At 66.4% G+C, this 15,047-nt stretch carries 11 protein-coding genes; 7 read left to right on the top strand and 4 right to left on the bottom strand.

The window, feature by feature from the left end; translation table 11 throughout:
- Positions 1 to 48: 48 nt before the first annotated feature.
- Entirely contained in the window at positions 49 to 978 is a 930-nt protein-coding gene (locus tag RIE08_07605) for a glycosyltransferase family 2 protein (protein ID MEQ8717464.1), read from the bottom strand.
- Between the two features lie 164 nt (positions 979 to 1,142).
- Here RIE08_07605 and RIE08_07610 point away from each other — a divergent pair, with 164 nt between their 5' ends.
- Both RIE08_07610 and RIE08_07615 read left to right on the top strand, forming a co-directional pair.
- Entirely contained in the window at positions 1,143 to 2,459 is a 1,317-nt protein-coding gene (locus tag RIE08_07610) for an O-antigen ligase family protein (protein MEQ8717465.1), read from the top strand.
- Positions 2,460 to 2,634: 175 nt separating this feature from the next.
- Positions 2,635 to 3,405 (top strand): sulfotransferase family 2 domain-containing protein, encoded by a 771-nt coding sequence (locus RIE08_07615; GenBank protein ID MEQ8717466.1) that lies wholly within the window; start codon positions 2,635 to 2,637, stop codon positions 3,403 to 3,405.
- Positions 3,406 to 3,424: 19 nt separating this feature from the next.
- Here RIE08_07615 and RIE08_07620 read toward each other — a convergent pair whose 3' ends face one another.
- The gene (locus RIE08_07620; GenBank protein ID MEQ8717467.1) at positions 3,425 to 5,158 is read right to left on the bottom strand and encodes an ABC transporter ATP-binding protein; all 1,734 of its coding nucleotides are present in this window, start codon (positions 5,156 to 5,158) and stop codon (positions 3,425 to 3,427) included.
- Positions 5,159 to 5,351: 193 nt separating this feature from the next.
- Here RIE08_07620 and RIE08_07625 point away from each other — a divergent pair, with 193 nt between their 5' ends.
- Positions 5,352 to 6,269, top strand: coding sequence for a hypothetical protein (locus tag RIE08_07625; protein ID MEQ8717468.1), 918 nt, complete (start codon positions 5,352 to 5,354; stop codon positions 6,267 to 6,269).
- On the top strand, positions 6,266 to 7,546 hold the full coding sequence (locus RIE08_07630) for an asparagine synthase-related protein (protein ID MEQ8717469.1): 1,281 nt from the start codon (positions 6,266 to 6,268) through the stop codon (positions 7,544 to 7,546). Before RIE08_07625 ends, RIE08_07630 begins: the two co-directional genes overlap by 4 nt.
- A 67-nt stretch (positions 7,547 to 7,613) precedes the next feature.
- On the opposite strand, the gene RIE08_07635 is transcribed toward RIE08_07630, so the two are convergent.
- Positions 7,614 to 8,459, bottom strand: coding sequence for an FkbM family methyltransferase (locus RIE08_07635; GenBank protein MEQ8717470.1), 846 nt, complete (start codon positions 8,457 to 8,459; stop codon positions 7,614 to 7,616).
- A gap of 294 nt (positions 8,460 to 8,753) precedes the next feature.
- On the opposite strand from RIE08_07635, the gene RIE08_07640 reads away from it, so the two are divergent.
- Complete coding sequence (locus tag RIE08_07640; GenBank protein MEQ8717471.1) at positions 8,754 to 9,602, top strand: hypothetical protein; 849 nt, start codon at positions 8,754 to 8,756, stop codon at positions 9,600 to 9,602.
- A gap of 23 nt (positions 9,603 to 9,625) precedes the next feature.
- Here RIE08_07640 and RIE08_07645 read toward each other — a convergent pair whose 3' ends face one another.
- Complete coding sequence (locus RIE08_07645; protein ID MEQ8717472.1) at positions 9,626 to 10,822, bottom strand: putative nucleotide-diphospho-sugar transferase; 1,197 nt, start codon at positions 10,820 to 10,822, stop codon at positions 9,626 to 9,628.
- A 115-nt stretch (positions 10,823 to 10,937) separates the two neighbouring features.
- Here RIE08_07645 and RIE08_07650 point away from each other — a divergent pair, with 115 nt between their 5' ends.
- Both RIE08_07650 and RIE08_07655 read left to right on the top strand, forming a co-directional pair.
- On the top strand, positions 10,938 to 13,238 hold the full coding sequence (locus RIE08_07650; protein ID MEQ8717473.1) for a DUF4012 domain-containing protein: 2,301 nt from the start codon (positions 10,938 to 10,940) through the stop codon (positions 13,236 to 13,238).
- A gap of 21 nt (positions 13,239 to 13,259) precedes the next feature.
- Positions 13,260 to 15,005 (top strand): polysaccharide biosynthesis tyrosine autokinase, encoded by a 1,746-nt coding sequence (locus RIE08_07655; protein ID MEQ8717474.1) that lies wholly within the window; start codon positions 13,260 to 13,262, stop codon positions 15,003 to 15,005.
- The last annotated feature ends 42 nt before the right edge of the window (positions 15,006 to 15,047 follow it).

Here is a 15,047-nt window from a genome sequence, read left to right on the forward strand (position 1 = left end):
GGCCAGAGGGGATGGGGCTCGCGGGATCGGTCGAGCTCAACACCTGGTTCATCGGCTGCCGTGGGTGCGTGCGAGTCGCTGTGCGGCTCTCACCCCTCCCACGAGCGCGCCGTAGCAGACCGCGAGCCAGGGCCTGCGCCGGGTGGGCGTTGCCCGGACGGCGTTGAGAGCGCTGCGGAGGGCCTCGCCGATCTCGCCTTCATCGGCGGCCTGACGGCAGCGGACGATCTGGGATCGGGCCATTCGAACCCGTCCCGCCTGGGCGAGAGAGTCGTCGGCGGCCACGGCCTTGGCTACGACACGCTCCATGGATTCCACCTTCAGTGCCCGGCGCTTTCCCAGGCTCCCCGGGTGGTCCCGCTTGTCGACCAGCGTCCTGGGAATTCGCACGGCTTCGGCCTGGCCGAGAATACGCAGCCACAGGTCTGTGTCCTCGGCGCTTCGGAGAGACTCGTCGAACAGACCCACGGTCTCCAGGACAGACCGCCGGATCGTGGCGGTCGAGGGGATGATCGGAGCATCGTGGCGAAGGTAATCGTCTCTGGCCGCCCGTCCGGTTCCTTCGATCGAGCGAGCTCGAACGTGTCGTCGATGGTCGTCGGTGAACAGGTTCAGGTCGCTGTAGAAGACGCCGGCATCGGGCTTGGATTCGATCGCCGCGGCCACGGCTGCAAGGCGACCTGGTAGCCAAAGATCGTCGCCGTCGAGGAGAGCGATCCAGGGGCTCGAAGAAAGCGCTATCCCTGCATTGCGCGCTGCGGCGAGTCCGTGGTTGTCACGCCGAAGAAGCGTGAAACGCCTGTCGCTGGAGAACTCTGCATCGAGAGCATCCGGTGAGCCATCCGTCGACCCGTCGTCTACGACAACGATCTCTTCCAACGACTCGCTGTCCTGAGAGATGACCGAGGAGACGGCATCGAGACACAGCGGGTACTCGTTGTAGCTCGTGATGATCGCCGCGATCGCGCCGGTTCGCATCATGGTGACAGTAGTACCGGGTTGCGCGCTGCGAGCTGGTCTCGTGACGGCCGTGACAGAGCAGGCAGGCCAGCTATCGTTCGGCCAGCAGCGCAATCTGCGGAGCGGCGACGAATGACGGATTCAGGTGACCGGTGCAGGCCAGTCCTCGAGAGCAGGTGGTCATGGCGGTGACCCGGTTCTCGCAGCCGCCAGCCCCTGGAAGGTCCTCGCCTGCCTCCGTCGAGGGACGGATCGTCCCCGTTCTCGCAGGAGTGGCGGTGGGCAGCGTGTTCCTGGGGGTCGAGCCTGAGGTGGGAGCGGCCGTCGTGCGGCCGTTCGATGGTCTCGTCCTGCTCACAGCCGTGGTGCTTGCAGCTCGGGTCGTCGTACTCGGGCGACTCCCGCGGGTGTCGCTCGGATGGTCGTTCTTCTTTGCCGCCGCCTATCTCTCGTTCCGCTCCCTCGACGCACTTGTGCAGTCGCCCCTCTCGACTGCGGTGGTCGAGACGATTCAGGGTGTCGAGTTGTTGTTCCTGTTCTGGCTTGTCTCGGTCGCCACCCGAACCGTCGACGGATTCATCCGGTTCTTCACCGGCCTGGCATCTGCAGTAGCAGGAATCGTTATATGGGCAACGATATACCATCTATCGATCGGTGAGTACTTCCGCTACAAGTCCCTCGATGAGCCGAAACTGGCCTTCGGAGTTCTTCTGTCCTTGATTGTGGTCGCCCGGTTCGAGCGACTGCCGCTGAACCGGCTGCTGAGATCTCGAACAGCGCTTGCAACCGTGACTCTGCTCGTCCTGTTCTCAGGCGAGCGGAAGATGTGGGTGGGGGTTGCCGTGGCGCTGTTGGTCCTCGTGGCTCGGCCATCGAAGTCCCTCGCGCCGAAGCTTGTGCTCCTCACGATCACGGCCTTGGTCGTCGGTGCGGTGGCGGTCGGCCCGTTGTTCGCCGACCGGCTACCTGAGGACAACTACACTGCTCGCCAGTTGCGCTCGTTGAGTGAGCTGCCGACGGTCTTCGCAGGTGATTCGGAGAGGCAGAGTGTCTCTGTCAGCAACGAGAGCCGCACGGAGTTGACGGAGATCGCCGTCGAGGTGTTCCGAGACAACCCTGTTGCGGGAATCGGCCCGGACAACTTCGCGCCCTTCATACGGGGCCTCGGGCCGGAGCGCCCCCGAGCAGGTAAGTCTCCCCACAACGAGTATCTCCTCGCAGCAGCGGAGACGGGATCCATCGGCTTGGTCTTGTTCGGTTCACTCGCACTGAGCGTCGCCGTCAACGCCTCTCCGCGACGCAGTGCAGCGAAGCGGGGCAGAGTTGGCTCCGACTTCGTCGTGGCGTTCTCGGCATTGGCTGTCGTCGTCAACCTGTTTCTTGCGGGAGGAGTGCTGAACATGGTGTTCCTCATTCTCCCTGCGGCAGTAGCCCGCGGGCGCGATCAGGAGCGCGTGGCAGCTGCGGGCCGGCGGCCAACCCTCGCCTTGAATTCCTGAACTGTTCCCGGTCGTCGGTGTCGAGCACGGCGACTTCCCTTTGATTCTCCAAGAGCTCCGACCTGGGCGTGCTGCAGTTGGGAAGTGGGCGCTAGGGACATGTCGGTCCGCATTGGCGACCAAAGGTACGACCGGTTGCAACCGGGCGCGGAGCGCGGCCCTGTACCGTTTCGCGATGGCTGGAACCGGTACGAGCCGTGCGCTGAAGCCAGTGCTCAGAGCGCGACGTCGCCGACGTCGACGCCTCCGCGCCTCGCGGCGACGCCGGCATCTCAGCTGGCTCCACAACGGCTACTACCGGCTGAAACCGCGTTGGGTTCGGATCGAACGACAATCGGTGTTCATCTGGATCCCGAAGACTGCGGGGTCGAGCCTTTTCGAAGCGCTCCACCGGGTCGGCTGTCGACTGGTCAAGACGGACGCCGAACTCGCCAGGTATTTCGACGGAGCAGGGTGCTTCTCCTTCGGACACATGGACTACCTGTCTCTGGTGGGTGAGGACACCATCGATCCGGTGTTCGGTGCTGACGCGTTCCGGTTCACTGTTGTGCGTGACCCCTATGACCGGGCCGTGTCTCTCTGGGCGTACTGGCGGGGCATCGGGAAGATCCCGGCTGAGGTGACGTTTGCAACCTTCGTCACCATGCTCTCCGAGCCATTGCACCCGCTCGGGGTCCACAATGCTGATGGCAACAGCCAACTGCATCCCCAGACGGCGTGGATTGCCCGTGATGGCAAGGTCGCGGTCGACCTGGTGATGCGGTTCGAGCACATCAACGACGATGCCAAGGTCCTTGCCGCAGAGCTTGGGCTTCCATCGCTCGAATTGCCGACCACGAACTCGAGCGATCGGGGCAGTGCCGACGAGTACTACACGCCGGCGCTTCGCCGCCAGGTGGCCGAGGTGTGGGCGTCGGACTTCGAGTTGCTCGGATACGAACCGTAGAGCGCAGTCAACGGCGCTACTAGGAGAGTGGCGGTGAGTCTGAACCGAGTATCTCCAGCGGCTCGGACGCGACGCGCCGTACGGCCTGCTCAGCCTCTGCGAGGGTCCCCACCGTGAGTACCTTCCCGCCGGCCATCGCCACGATGCGGTCGCAGAATCCCAGGGTCGAGACCCGGTGGGCCACGACGACCATCGTCGTTCGTCCCTTCAGTTCACCGATCGTGCTCGTGAGTGCTGCCTCGGAGTGGGGGTCGAGCGCACTCGTCGGCTCATCGAGAATCAGGAGCTGCGGTTCTCCGGCGAGGGCGCGTGCAATGGCGATCCGTTGCGTCTGGCCACCTGAAAGGCCCGCACCCCTGGGGCCCATCACGGTGTCGAATCCGAGAGGGAGCGCTTCGATCTCCTCGCGGACGTGCGCAAGAGCGGCCGCGTCACGGATCTTGGCTTCGTCGATGCCTTCGCGGTGCATGGCGATGTTCTCGGCGACGGTCCCGCGGAACATGCGCGGCGTCTGGGGCACGAAGGAGACGAGGTGACGCCATGACGATTCGGCGATGAGGGTGTACTCGACTCCGTCCACGGTTATCTCGCCCTCCGTGGGGCGCCGGAGACGCAGGAGCAGCTCGACGAGGGTGCTCTTCCCCGCACCGGACGGCCCGATCACCCCGATGGCCTCTCCACGGCTGATCTGAAGGTCGAGATCGCGAAGGACAACCGTTCGGCTGTCGTAGCTGTAGGAGACATCCCGCAGCGCGATCTGGCCCATCGCATCTGGGCAGAGGGACCCTGTCGTTTCCTCGTCGGAGCGGAGAGATTCGATCTTTTCGTGAAGGCGGTCGAGACTCGGACTCTGCTCTCGGATCGCCTGCGCAGAAGCGTTGGCTTGTTGGGCACTCGATACCGCGCGGACGACGAGCAGCACCACGGCGCCCGCCTCGCCGATGTCAGAGGTGCTCAGTTGGTTGAGCGCGGCGATTGCCGCGACCAGCCCGAGGATTGTGACATCGCGGTACAGGAAACCCCCAAGGAGCCGCGTGATTCGCGAGCGGCGCATCAGTTCCGCAGCGTCATGGTTGCGGCGGCTCAGTCGCACGGACTCGGACTCGATGACACCGAAGGTCCTGTACTCGAGCGCGAGTGTGCTCCACTCGGCTACGGACTCGGCGACACCACTCTGGGCATCGACGGAGGCCGCCGCCCTGCGTCGCTGCATCCGGGCGAGTGGGCCGAGAGCGAGGGACAGTGCAATGCCGAAAGCGATGACAACAAGCGCAGCCTGCCAACTGACGAGCATTGCCATCCCGATGAGCGCCGCAAGGGTCAGCGCCGCTGCCACGAACTGAGCCAGCGAAGTCATCAGGCCGGCGGACTGAAAGGACAGGGTGCTGACCGCCTCCTGGAGCGAACCCTCCCGTTCGCCCGCCTGCTTTCCCCAGGACGCGCGCCCGAATGCGCTGATGAGACCGTCCCGGGCATTGCGCATGGCCCCTGCCGTCAGCGTCGCCGTCGCATGAGCCACGCCGAGGTGGATGATGACGGTGAGGAGACCGAGGGCTGTGGCCAGCCACAGGCTCGTCGCCACGGCGAGGTCCTGACTGCCCAGCACTGGTAGCGCGACGTCGCGCCCGGTCCCCGCATCGGTGACCTCCAGCGCCACCGAGACCACCAGCACCAGCAGGCTCGCCTCAGCGAGCCCTGCGATGATCGACGCTGCGCCGAGAGCACCCAGGGTGACGACCGACCACCCGGTCAAGAGCGCTCGCAGTTTCCGCCATGTCGAGAGCACTACAAGACCCGTCTGTCGCCCGATGCTTCATCTCCCCCCTGCCGCGGGAGGCTACAGCGGCTCCCGCGGCAGGTTGAGGCACACTGGTTGGTGTCCATGGCGATGGGCAGCGGTCGTCTAGGATTTCCTCGGCGGGATCAGGGTGGGAGCGTAACGCGCAATGAGTTCTGAGACTGGTGGCGGTGATGTCGGCCGCCGCGATGTTTTCTGCGTGATCCGCGCAGCAGGTGAGCGAACCGCGGACATGGCGCGACAGCTCCTCGAGGCACAGGTGGGTCACAGCTCCGTCGCCGTCGTCCGAGAGGTCCCGTTCAGCGCTGCAGTCGAAGCTACCTTCAGGGCCGGAATCGAAGCGGGCGCCCGATGGACGATCGCCGTGGATGCCGACATTCTCGTCCGCCCCTCGGCAGTGGGCACCCTCGTGGCCGCCGCCGAGGCATCGCCGGACGGCTTCTTCCACCTCCAGGGCCAGGTTCTCGACCGGTCTTTCAGGATCCCCAGACCCGGGTGCCCACGCGTGTACCGGACGAGCATGCTTCCGAGAGCCTTGTCAGTTCTGGCAGCCGCTGTCGGAGAGGCGAGGCCGGAGTCGCAGGTGTCGAGCCAGATGGCAGCGGAAGGAGCCGCAAGTCTGTCGATCCCCGACGTGCTGGGTCTGCACGACTACGAACAGAGTTACTCCGATCTGTTCCGCAAGGGCGCCTTCCACACCCGCAAGCACCAGCGGCGAATGCCGTATTCCCGGGTCATGTGGCGGAGACTCAGCCGCAGCGAGCCTGACTACCGGGCATTGCTGGCCGGCGCGGAGTATGCCGACTCCCCGGATCGCGACATCGGCCCGGACATCGGACTCTTCGATCGTCGTGAGATCGAACAGCTGCTTGCTGCGAAGGGACTCCACGAGAAGCGCGAGTTGAAGACAGCGCGAACAGAAGTGTCCGCCGTGGTCGAGGCAGAGATTGCGGGTTGGCGGGCACCTGCCGAGTACAGGATCTGGCAGGCGAGGAAGTTGATCCCGTCAGGTGCCCGTCGAGCATGTCGCGGCCTCGCTGCAGGCATCGCCGGGGTTGGGAGATGACCGATGAGGCTGACGTCATCGGCGCATTTCTGCACCTCGGGTTCATCCCGCGTCCGAACAGGATCGCGGCCTACCGGTCCTTCGCTGCCCGTGCGATCCGCGGCGCGGAAGAGCACGCGGTCTCGGATCGGGTAGCTCACGTCCAGAAGGTCCTCGAGGAATCGGTGATACCGGCGGGACCCGGCCCCCACGTGGTCCCGCTCAGTTCCGGGCTCGACTCGCGGCTCGTGTTCGCTCTGCTGCGCCGGCACCTCAACGCCAATGAGGTGCACGTGGTCACGTATGGGTCCGCTCGGACCTGGGACTTCGAACTAGCGCCTCGCGTCGCTGAGGCGTTGGGCGCTGAGACAGAACGGTTCGACCTTGCTGACCTTTCCTTCGACATCGAGGACTTCCGGGCTGCCGCGCGAAGCGGTGCCAGTTGGACACACATGCTGGGTGCCGTGGTGGTCAGGAAGATCGCGGCACAACTTCCTGTCGACTGCACCGTCTGGACCGGGTATCTCGGGGACCCGCTTGCCGGGAGCCACCTTCCCCCAACTGTCTCCTGGGACTGGTCTGAGGGCATTGAGCGCCTTGCCGCCAAGACGAACCTTTGGGGTTCCGATTCGCATCCAACGGCCGCTCATCTCGGCAGCCTCATCCCGGAGGGACCAAACGAGGGGTTGGAAGACCTCGAGCCGTACGACCATCTCTATCTTCTCGTCAGACAGCCGTGCCAGATGCGGCCATGTGTGTTGCCAAACGACCCGAGATTCCTGGCGCCGTTCGAAGACCTTCGGGTGGTCGGCGCCTTTCTCACTCTCCCGCGCGCCGAGCGCTTCCAGCGGAAGCTGTACAGGGAGGTCATCGCCCGGGTGGCTCCAGATGTAGCCCGCCTGCCGGGCAGTGCGACGGGTGGACTCCCGCACGATGTCACGCGGCGACGGCGCCGAGCGACCGGCTTGTGGCGCCGGGCGATGGCGTCAGGCCGGCGACGGTTGCCGAGGTTCCGTTGGCCTGCGCCGGGTTGGACCAACTTCATCGACCTCGACGACGCCTTCCGCCACCGGGAGGATTTTCGTGTCCTTGCCTCGACCTGCGTCAGCCAGCTGGCAGGCCGCGAGATGCCTCCGTGGCTCAACGTGGCAAGACTTCACGCCGATCACCTTGCAGGACGTGCGAACAATGGGGACGCGTTGATGCGGACATGCGCGCTGGCCGTATCGCTGGAGATTTGTCCCGATCCCTTCGCCGCGGCAGCGGACAACGTCATCGGCTGGGGAATCGACATCTGAGGCCCGTTGCCCGCGGTCGAGGAGTCTCCCGCACCGACAGATGCTCTCACCGACACGTCAGCCTGAGCTACGTCCCGATACTCGCCTCGAACACCATGGACGGTCGAGACGGAACCAGAGCCCGCAGCCTGAAGCCGGCATCGGTGAGCAATGTGGTCACGGCCGGTGCTGTGCTCTCCCGCGCAGGACCTCGTTCCGGACCGACGTCGACGGTGACGAAGCGTGTCCTTCGTAGCGTCTCCTCGGCGCCGGCCAGAATCTCAGGTTCCGCTCCCTCCGCTTCGAGCTTGAGTAACCCGATCACGCCATCCGGAGCCACCTCGAGGCAAAGGGCGTCGAGCGTGACAGTGCGCACCGTTGTGGTCGGCGGGCTACCCCCGGGGTCGATGAGGGTCGTGTCGCCCCGGTCGTTGCCGAGGTAGATCTGCATCTCGCCGGGCTCGTGCCACAGTCCAGCGTGGACAGCCGTGGCGCCGGATGGAGCGAGATTCCTCTCCAGAGCCGCGAACTCGACCGGATCGGGTTCGACGGCGATGACTCGGCAGCCCGTCGTCCGCGCCGCCCACAACGAGAACTCGCCGACGTTCGCTCCGCAGTCGATCACCGGCTCGGACGGATTCAGGGGAAGGTCGCTGGCCCCGAACTCGCGTGCGAGCGCCTCGAGCCGCTGAGCCACACCGTCTCGGTACTTCCACAGCCGTGCCTTCCGGGGAACGATGAGCGATGCCTCACCGTCGTCGACGACGAACGCGTCGAACGCCGCCACCCACCTGATCTCGCACGGCCACCGGATGAGGGACGAGTTGAGAAGACGGTACCGCCGCGCGAGTGAGGCACCCTCCTGTGACCAGACGAGTTGGGCTGCGAGTGCCCGCCGGGGATGTCTCGCTGCGGTTGCCGCACGCCGCATCATCGAAGACTCCGCCTGTCGTGAGTTTCGGGCCTCATGGACGTAGTCTGTCGCGGCAGTTCATCGATACGACGGACTGCAAGTCCGCATGAGGGCAGATACCCGGCTGGCCATGCAACCCGCTTCGTCTACGCTGACACTGGCAAGTACGTGTTCCGGAGTGACCGACGGGTCATGAGTCTCAGTGCCCCCATACGAGAGTCTCCGTCGCTGCGATCCGCAGCCGGATCACCGGACGGCCTCCCTGAGGCGCTCCTGGCCAGGGTCGCCAGTCATGATGAGGTGAGGACGTAGCCGATGCCATCGTTGACGGACATCGCGAACCGGTTCGGGACAGACAAGGGTTCGCTTGTTGGCGATGCCCACAGCTACTCGTGCCTATACGACGCGCTGTTCGCGCCATTGCGCTGCCGACCGCTTCAGCTGTTGGAGCTGGGACTGCATATCGGAGGGCCCGAGATCGAAGGCCGTGGGAGCGTCGACCGGCCGGTGTCCGGCTCGCCGTCGTTGAGCACCTGGCTGGAGTACTTCGACGATCCGCAGGTCACCGGATTCGACATCTCGGACTTCTCGGAGTTCGAGGAGGAGCGCTTCCGCTTCGTCCGGGGCGACGCCGGGTCTGTCGACGACCTGCGGGGGTTGATATCCGAGACGCCCCGGTTCGACGTGATCATCGACGACGCATCACACGCCTCGTACCACCAGCAGCTTGCGCTGGCCACGCTTTGGCCGTCGCTCAAGCCCGGCGGCCTCTACATCATCGAAGACCTCCACTGGGTCCCTGACCACATCGAAGCGGTGCTGCCCACCGTCGCTCGCACACGAGACCTCCTGCGCTCTGTCCTGGACGGAGGATCTCTTCGATCAGGGATCGAAGAGATCGACAAGGGGCTGGTCCGGGTCCGGTCCGAGTTGGCTACTGCGCTCGTCTATGACCGCGCCATGCTCGATGCGCTGGGGTCGGCGTACAACCAGCGGCATGGTCTTGTGGCCGACCGGCGTCCCTTTTCCGCCCGCGGGCTACTCCGCTCGTTGGTTGGCACTGGCTACCGACGATACTTCCTGCGGCGCCTCGCCTCGGTCTTCCGTCAAGGTGAGTGGGTCGACTGGCCGACGGTGAAGCTCGCTGTGATCGCCAAAGGTTGACGGGGTCCCCCGGAGCCCCCCGACTACCGTCCGAGTTCACTCCGGGCATGTTGCCAAGCGGCGCGAGTTCCATAGCGGGCGGCAGCGGCGAAGTGGCGCTGCTCGAGGAGCAGGTCGAAGATGCGCCGCCGCCATAGCTGGCCGGCGTCGCCATGGCGCGCAAGGAAGCGGGCCGCCTCCGTGGCGAGATCCGATGATCCGAGGTGTGAAGCGGCGTCGCACACGACGACGGCGGCCACTGTCATCGCGGAGTCGCCGGGATCGCCGCCTCGGAAGACGGGTTCGACGACGTCGAGAGCTGCAGCGGGTGCGCCGCCGGTGTTCAGGATCCATCCCTGTTGTGCCAGCAGATCCGGGTGGTCGGCTCCGCCCGAGATGAGGTGGTCGAGCAGGCACAGGTCGGCACGGTTGCGTCCCTTGAGGCCGTGAACCCCGTAGCGGGCGCACATTGCATCGACGTCGGATTCCGTGAGTGCCGGCAACGGCCCGGTGGCGAGGTGCGCGTAAATCTGGAAGGACCCCGCCAGGGTCACCTTGTCGAAGAAGGGATGGAAGACGAGTTGGCCTGCAGCGAGGTCGATCGGGGCGGAGCGCCTGACCGCTGACTCCCTGAGCGCGGCGACCCGCATCAGCTTCCCGTCGACGTGCACGGTGCCCAGTCGCAGTACGTCACCTCCGGCGGTCGGTTCCTCCCACGCCACGCCCATCTCAGCCAGCAGATAGTTGATGGCCTTCTGGTCGTCCTCGTGTTCGGCCACCGCGGCCCGCCACCTGTCGAAGAACGCCTTGGTCGTTGGAGTGGACCGGGCGGCGAAGAAGCCACAACACAACACGAAGCCCCACCGATCGACGATGTCCTTGGGGAGGCCGTACTCGATCGAGAAGACGAGGTCGGCATCGATGTCAGCGAGGCGAGGCACCGGATCACGCAGCCAGAACGCGTCCAGGTCCGTGTGGATCAGATCGTCGTCGTCGAGGAACTCCCGCAGCGCGTCGAACCGTGCGAGCCAGAACCCTCGTCGCCGCCGGTGGAATCCGTGTCCCGCAATATCTGTGGTGAGTCGGTGTGCACGCAGTCCCGCTCTGGCGGAGGCCCTCTGGAAGGAGACGTCGTCCGCGCAGACGATGTCGGTCAGGCGGGGGAGTGCGTCTGCGGATATCCGGTGCCAGGCGTCGAGCAGGGGCAGGTAGCTCTCCGTGGTGAAAGACACAGTCCGCATGTCGATGCCGCCTTCGTCGCCGCGCCGCCCCGAGACTACGGCGTGGCCGATCGCCCTGGAACGATGTGTCGGGCCGTCACCTGATGGCGGTGTGCCGAGCGCTACCGTCGCCGGGGTGACCGACGGGTCGACAACCACCACGGCGGGGCTGCGTCGGGCTGATCTCATCGCGCTCGGGCTCGCCGCCGCCGTCGGTCTGCTCGCCACCTTCTCTCCCGGCGCCGCCACGGGCGTTGAACCCCTCGACGGTCTCTACCGCTTCGTGATCGCCGCGGCGGTCACCGCTGCCGCCGCGTGGGCGTCACCGGTGGCTCTCGTCGCTGCGAGCGCCGTTGTCTACGGCGCGGTCGCCATCGACAGTGGCTCGGCGGGGATCGTAGTCGTCGCCCTCATTGCGATCGGGCTCTCGGTGTTGCCGAGCGCGGCCGCCCGCGCCGCTGCGGGGGCGACGGTTGCGATGATGGCTCTGAACCTGCCGTCGTTCGGTTTCCACGGCGCCCCCTCGCTGGTGGCGGGCGTCGCATTCGCGTTGATCCTCGCGTCGGGGCTGATCGCCACGGGACCTGTGCAACGCCATCGGCGGGCGGCGTTCGTCACCGCAGCTGCTGTCACAGCCTTAGTCGCCCTTCTGTCCGGTGTCGCGGTGGTCTCGGCCCTGTCGGCCCGGGGTGCATTCGAAGAGGCCATCGACACGTCGCGCGCCGGTCTAGAGGCGATACGCAGTGGCGACGTCGACGGCGGTGTCACCCTTCTCGAGCAGGCGGCCGAGGACTTCCGTCGAGGGGGCGACCGCGCCGACAACCTGTTCGCCCGGGCAGCGCGGATCGTGCCGATCGTCTCGCAACACCAGAAGATGCTGGCCGACGCCAGCAGCGCAGGCGCCCAACTCGCCTCGATCGCGGCTGAGGAGGGGGCCGCCGCCGATGTCGACCGCCTTACCGTGGTCGGCGGGGCCTTCGACCTCGCAGTGCTCGAGGATCTGAGCGGCGCGGTGGACCGCTCGCTGGTCTCGGTCATCGAGGCCCAGCGCGTCGTCTCGGCTGCCGACTCCGGGTGGCTGGTCCCGCCGCTGGCCGAGCGCGTGGACGACCTCTTCGCAGAACTGACCGATGCGCGGGGAGACCTCGAGTTGAGCCGCGACGTCATCGACGTCGCCCCGTGGCTGCTGGGAGAGGACCAGCCCCGCCGCTACTTCGTCATCCTCGCCAGCCCGGCCGAGACCCGGGAACTGGGCGGATTCATGGGCGCCTACGCCACGCTCATCGTCGACGACGGCGCGTTCCGCCTCGAGACCAGCGGTGCGACGCGCGATCTCAACCGGTTGATCAGGGCGGACGGTGCAACGGTTGCCCTCGACGACCCGGAGAGCTACCCCATCCGCTACCGCCAGGGCGAGCCCGGCCGGTTCTGGCAGAACGTGCCCGGTACGCCGGATCTGCCCACCGTGGCGCGTGCCGTGGCAAACCTCTACCCCCAGGTCCCCGGCGGGGGACCGGTCGACGGCGTCATCTACATGGACCCCTTCGCCCTCGGGGCCCTCGTCGAGTTGAGCGGGCCGGTACCCGTCGAACGTCGGGAACAACCGCTCCAGCCCCGCGAGGTGGCCGACTACCTCCTGCGGGACCAGTACCTCGAGTTTCCCGACGTCGACGAACGCACCGACATCCTCGATGCGATCCTCGATGCGACCGTCGGGCAGTTGCTCGGAGGCTCTCTGCCTGAGCCCCGCCGGATGTTCGACGTCCTCCAACCTGTGGTTCGACAGAACCGGCTGCGGGTACACGTCCCCGACGGTGCCACCCAGGACCTCTTCGACCGCATCGGGCTGGGTGGAGCCATCACTGTCCCCGACGGCGACTACCTGGCGTTGCGCCAGTCCAATGGCGGTGGCAACAAGCTCGACGCCTACCTGACCCGCGACGTCACCGTCGACGTGGTCACGGATCCGCGAACCGGCTCGGTTCGCACCGTCCTCACAGCCGAACTGACCAGCACGGTGCCCGGTGACCTGCCCGACTACGTGGACTCGAACCTCCGGGGCCTCCCGGAGGGCACGAATCGCACGCTCATCTCGCTGTACAGCGCGCTCACGGTCGACACGATCCTGGTCGACGGCGTGCCCACGCCGTTCGAGCCGCTCGTCGAGTACGGCCTGCGCCGGTCCAGCCTCCTCGTTGACATCCCGGCAGGGGAGATCGTGACCGTCGAGGCCAGGCTGTCGGGGTTCGTCGATCCCGGCGCCGAATACCGACTCACGATCGACCACCAGCCCCTCGCCGTCGACGACACGATGACCGTTCTCGTTCGCGGAGCTCAGGGTCTCGACCTCGACGGGCCCGACGCGCCCCTCGATATCGATCGCGCCGTGTTCGTGCTGGATAGCGCAGCGTTGATCACCGCTCGCCTCGACGGGTGAACCTCGGAGCCTGATGGGCTGGTGGGTTCCGACCACGGGGACCCGACGACGGGTAGTCTCGGCTGCGAGAGGCTCGAGGGCCGCCTCGTTTTCACGCTCATTGCGGCCAGGGAAACCCCGGTGGACGACTACGAACTGAGTATTCAGGACTACATGAGGGTCCTGCGACGCGGGTGGCACCTGCTCGTCGCGGCCATCGTCGTCTGCGCGGGACTCGGCTACGGGCTGACAACCCTCCAGGCCGACCGCTACCGCTCCACGGCTGACGTACTGGTCGGTGTCCAGCAGGCCGCGAACGTCGTCGACGCCGGCGATGGACAGATCGGCCAGGCCGACCGACTCGAGACCGAAGTCGCGTTCATCGAGTCCAGCGTGATGCGTAGCGCCGTGCGCGAGACCGAGGGCTCGGCTCCCGGCGTCGACGCCCAGGTCGACGGTGAGGCCTCGGTCATCGAGATCCGCGTGTCCGACGGAGATCCCGAGGTGGCGGCCCGCTTCGCCAACGCCTACGCCGAGACCTACATCGAAGAGCGCCGCCAGCGGGCTGTGGACGACTACCTGGCGACAGCTGCCGTGGTTCAGGCGCGCATCGACGACATCGACGTCCTTCTCGAGTCGCTCGACGCCGACGACCCCGAGGCGGCCGCACTGAACTCGCAGCGCCTCGTCTACCTCAACGCGATCGAGTCGCTCGCACTGGGAGCCGATCTCTCGGGAGGGATCACCGCTCAGGTGATCAGCCCCGCCGGGGTCCCGGCCGGCCCCTACAGCCCCAAGCCCGTGCGCAACGGCATCCTCGGTGGCATCATCGGCGTGGCCATCGGTCTGGCACTCGTCCTGTTGCGCGAGACGCTCGACGACCGAATCCGTTCGAAGGAGGACCTCGAGAAGGCGTCGGGGCTACCGACCCTCGCCGTGATCCCCCACGTCGCAGACTGGAAACGAGATGACGATGAGAGGCTCGTCTCGCTCGACGAACCATCCTCGGACACGGCGGAGGCATATCGGACCCTGCGGACGGCAATGCAGTTCTTCTCCCTCGACCGCTCGATTCGCACGATCCAGGTGACGTCGGCCAATCCGGGCGAAGGGAAGTCCACCACGGTGGTCAACCTGGCCGTCGCGATGGCCCGCGCAGGACGGCGCGTCATCATCCTCGACGGAGACCTTCGTAACCCGCGGATCCACCGGTTCCTCGGGCTCAGGCGCCGCCCGGGCTTCACCGATGTGCTCCTGGGTGAGGCGACACCGCGTTCGACGGCAGTGCCGTCGCCGAAGGCCGCCAACCTCTCGCTTCTCGCGATCGGGGCTGGGCGGCCGACCACCAATCCCTCCGAGGCGCTCGGTGGTCGCACCACGCGCGAGTTGCTCATGATGCTCGGCGAAGCCGCCGACGTCGTCCTCGTCGACTCGCCCCCCGTTCTGCCGGTTTCGGACGCGCTCGTGCTCGCCGGCCAGGTCGACGCCGTCCTCGTCGTGGCCAAGGCCAACCGTGCCCGCAAGAAGGAACTCGTCCGGGCGGTCGAACTGCTCGCCCAGGTCAATGCGCCCGTGATCGGCACGGTGCTCAACGACGCCCCCCGGGGCGGAACCTACGGCTACGGGGCCTACGGCTACGGCTACCCGGTCCGAGAACAGGGCTCGATGAAGAAGCGACGCAACGGTGACGACAACCTCTGGGACGATCAGTCCGATGATGACGGCGACACGCTGGAGCACGACCTCGAAGCGCTCTTTTCGCGCCGTGCAGGCGTAGAGGACACCTGAGTCGGGCTCGCGTGATCGAGCCTCGGCGTGTTCTGAAAGAAG

The organism is Acidimicrobiales bacterium (assembly GCA_040219085.1).
GTDB lineage: Bacteria > Actinomycetota > Acidimicrobiia > Acidimicrobiales > JAVJTC01 > JAVJTC01.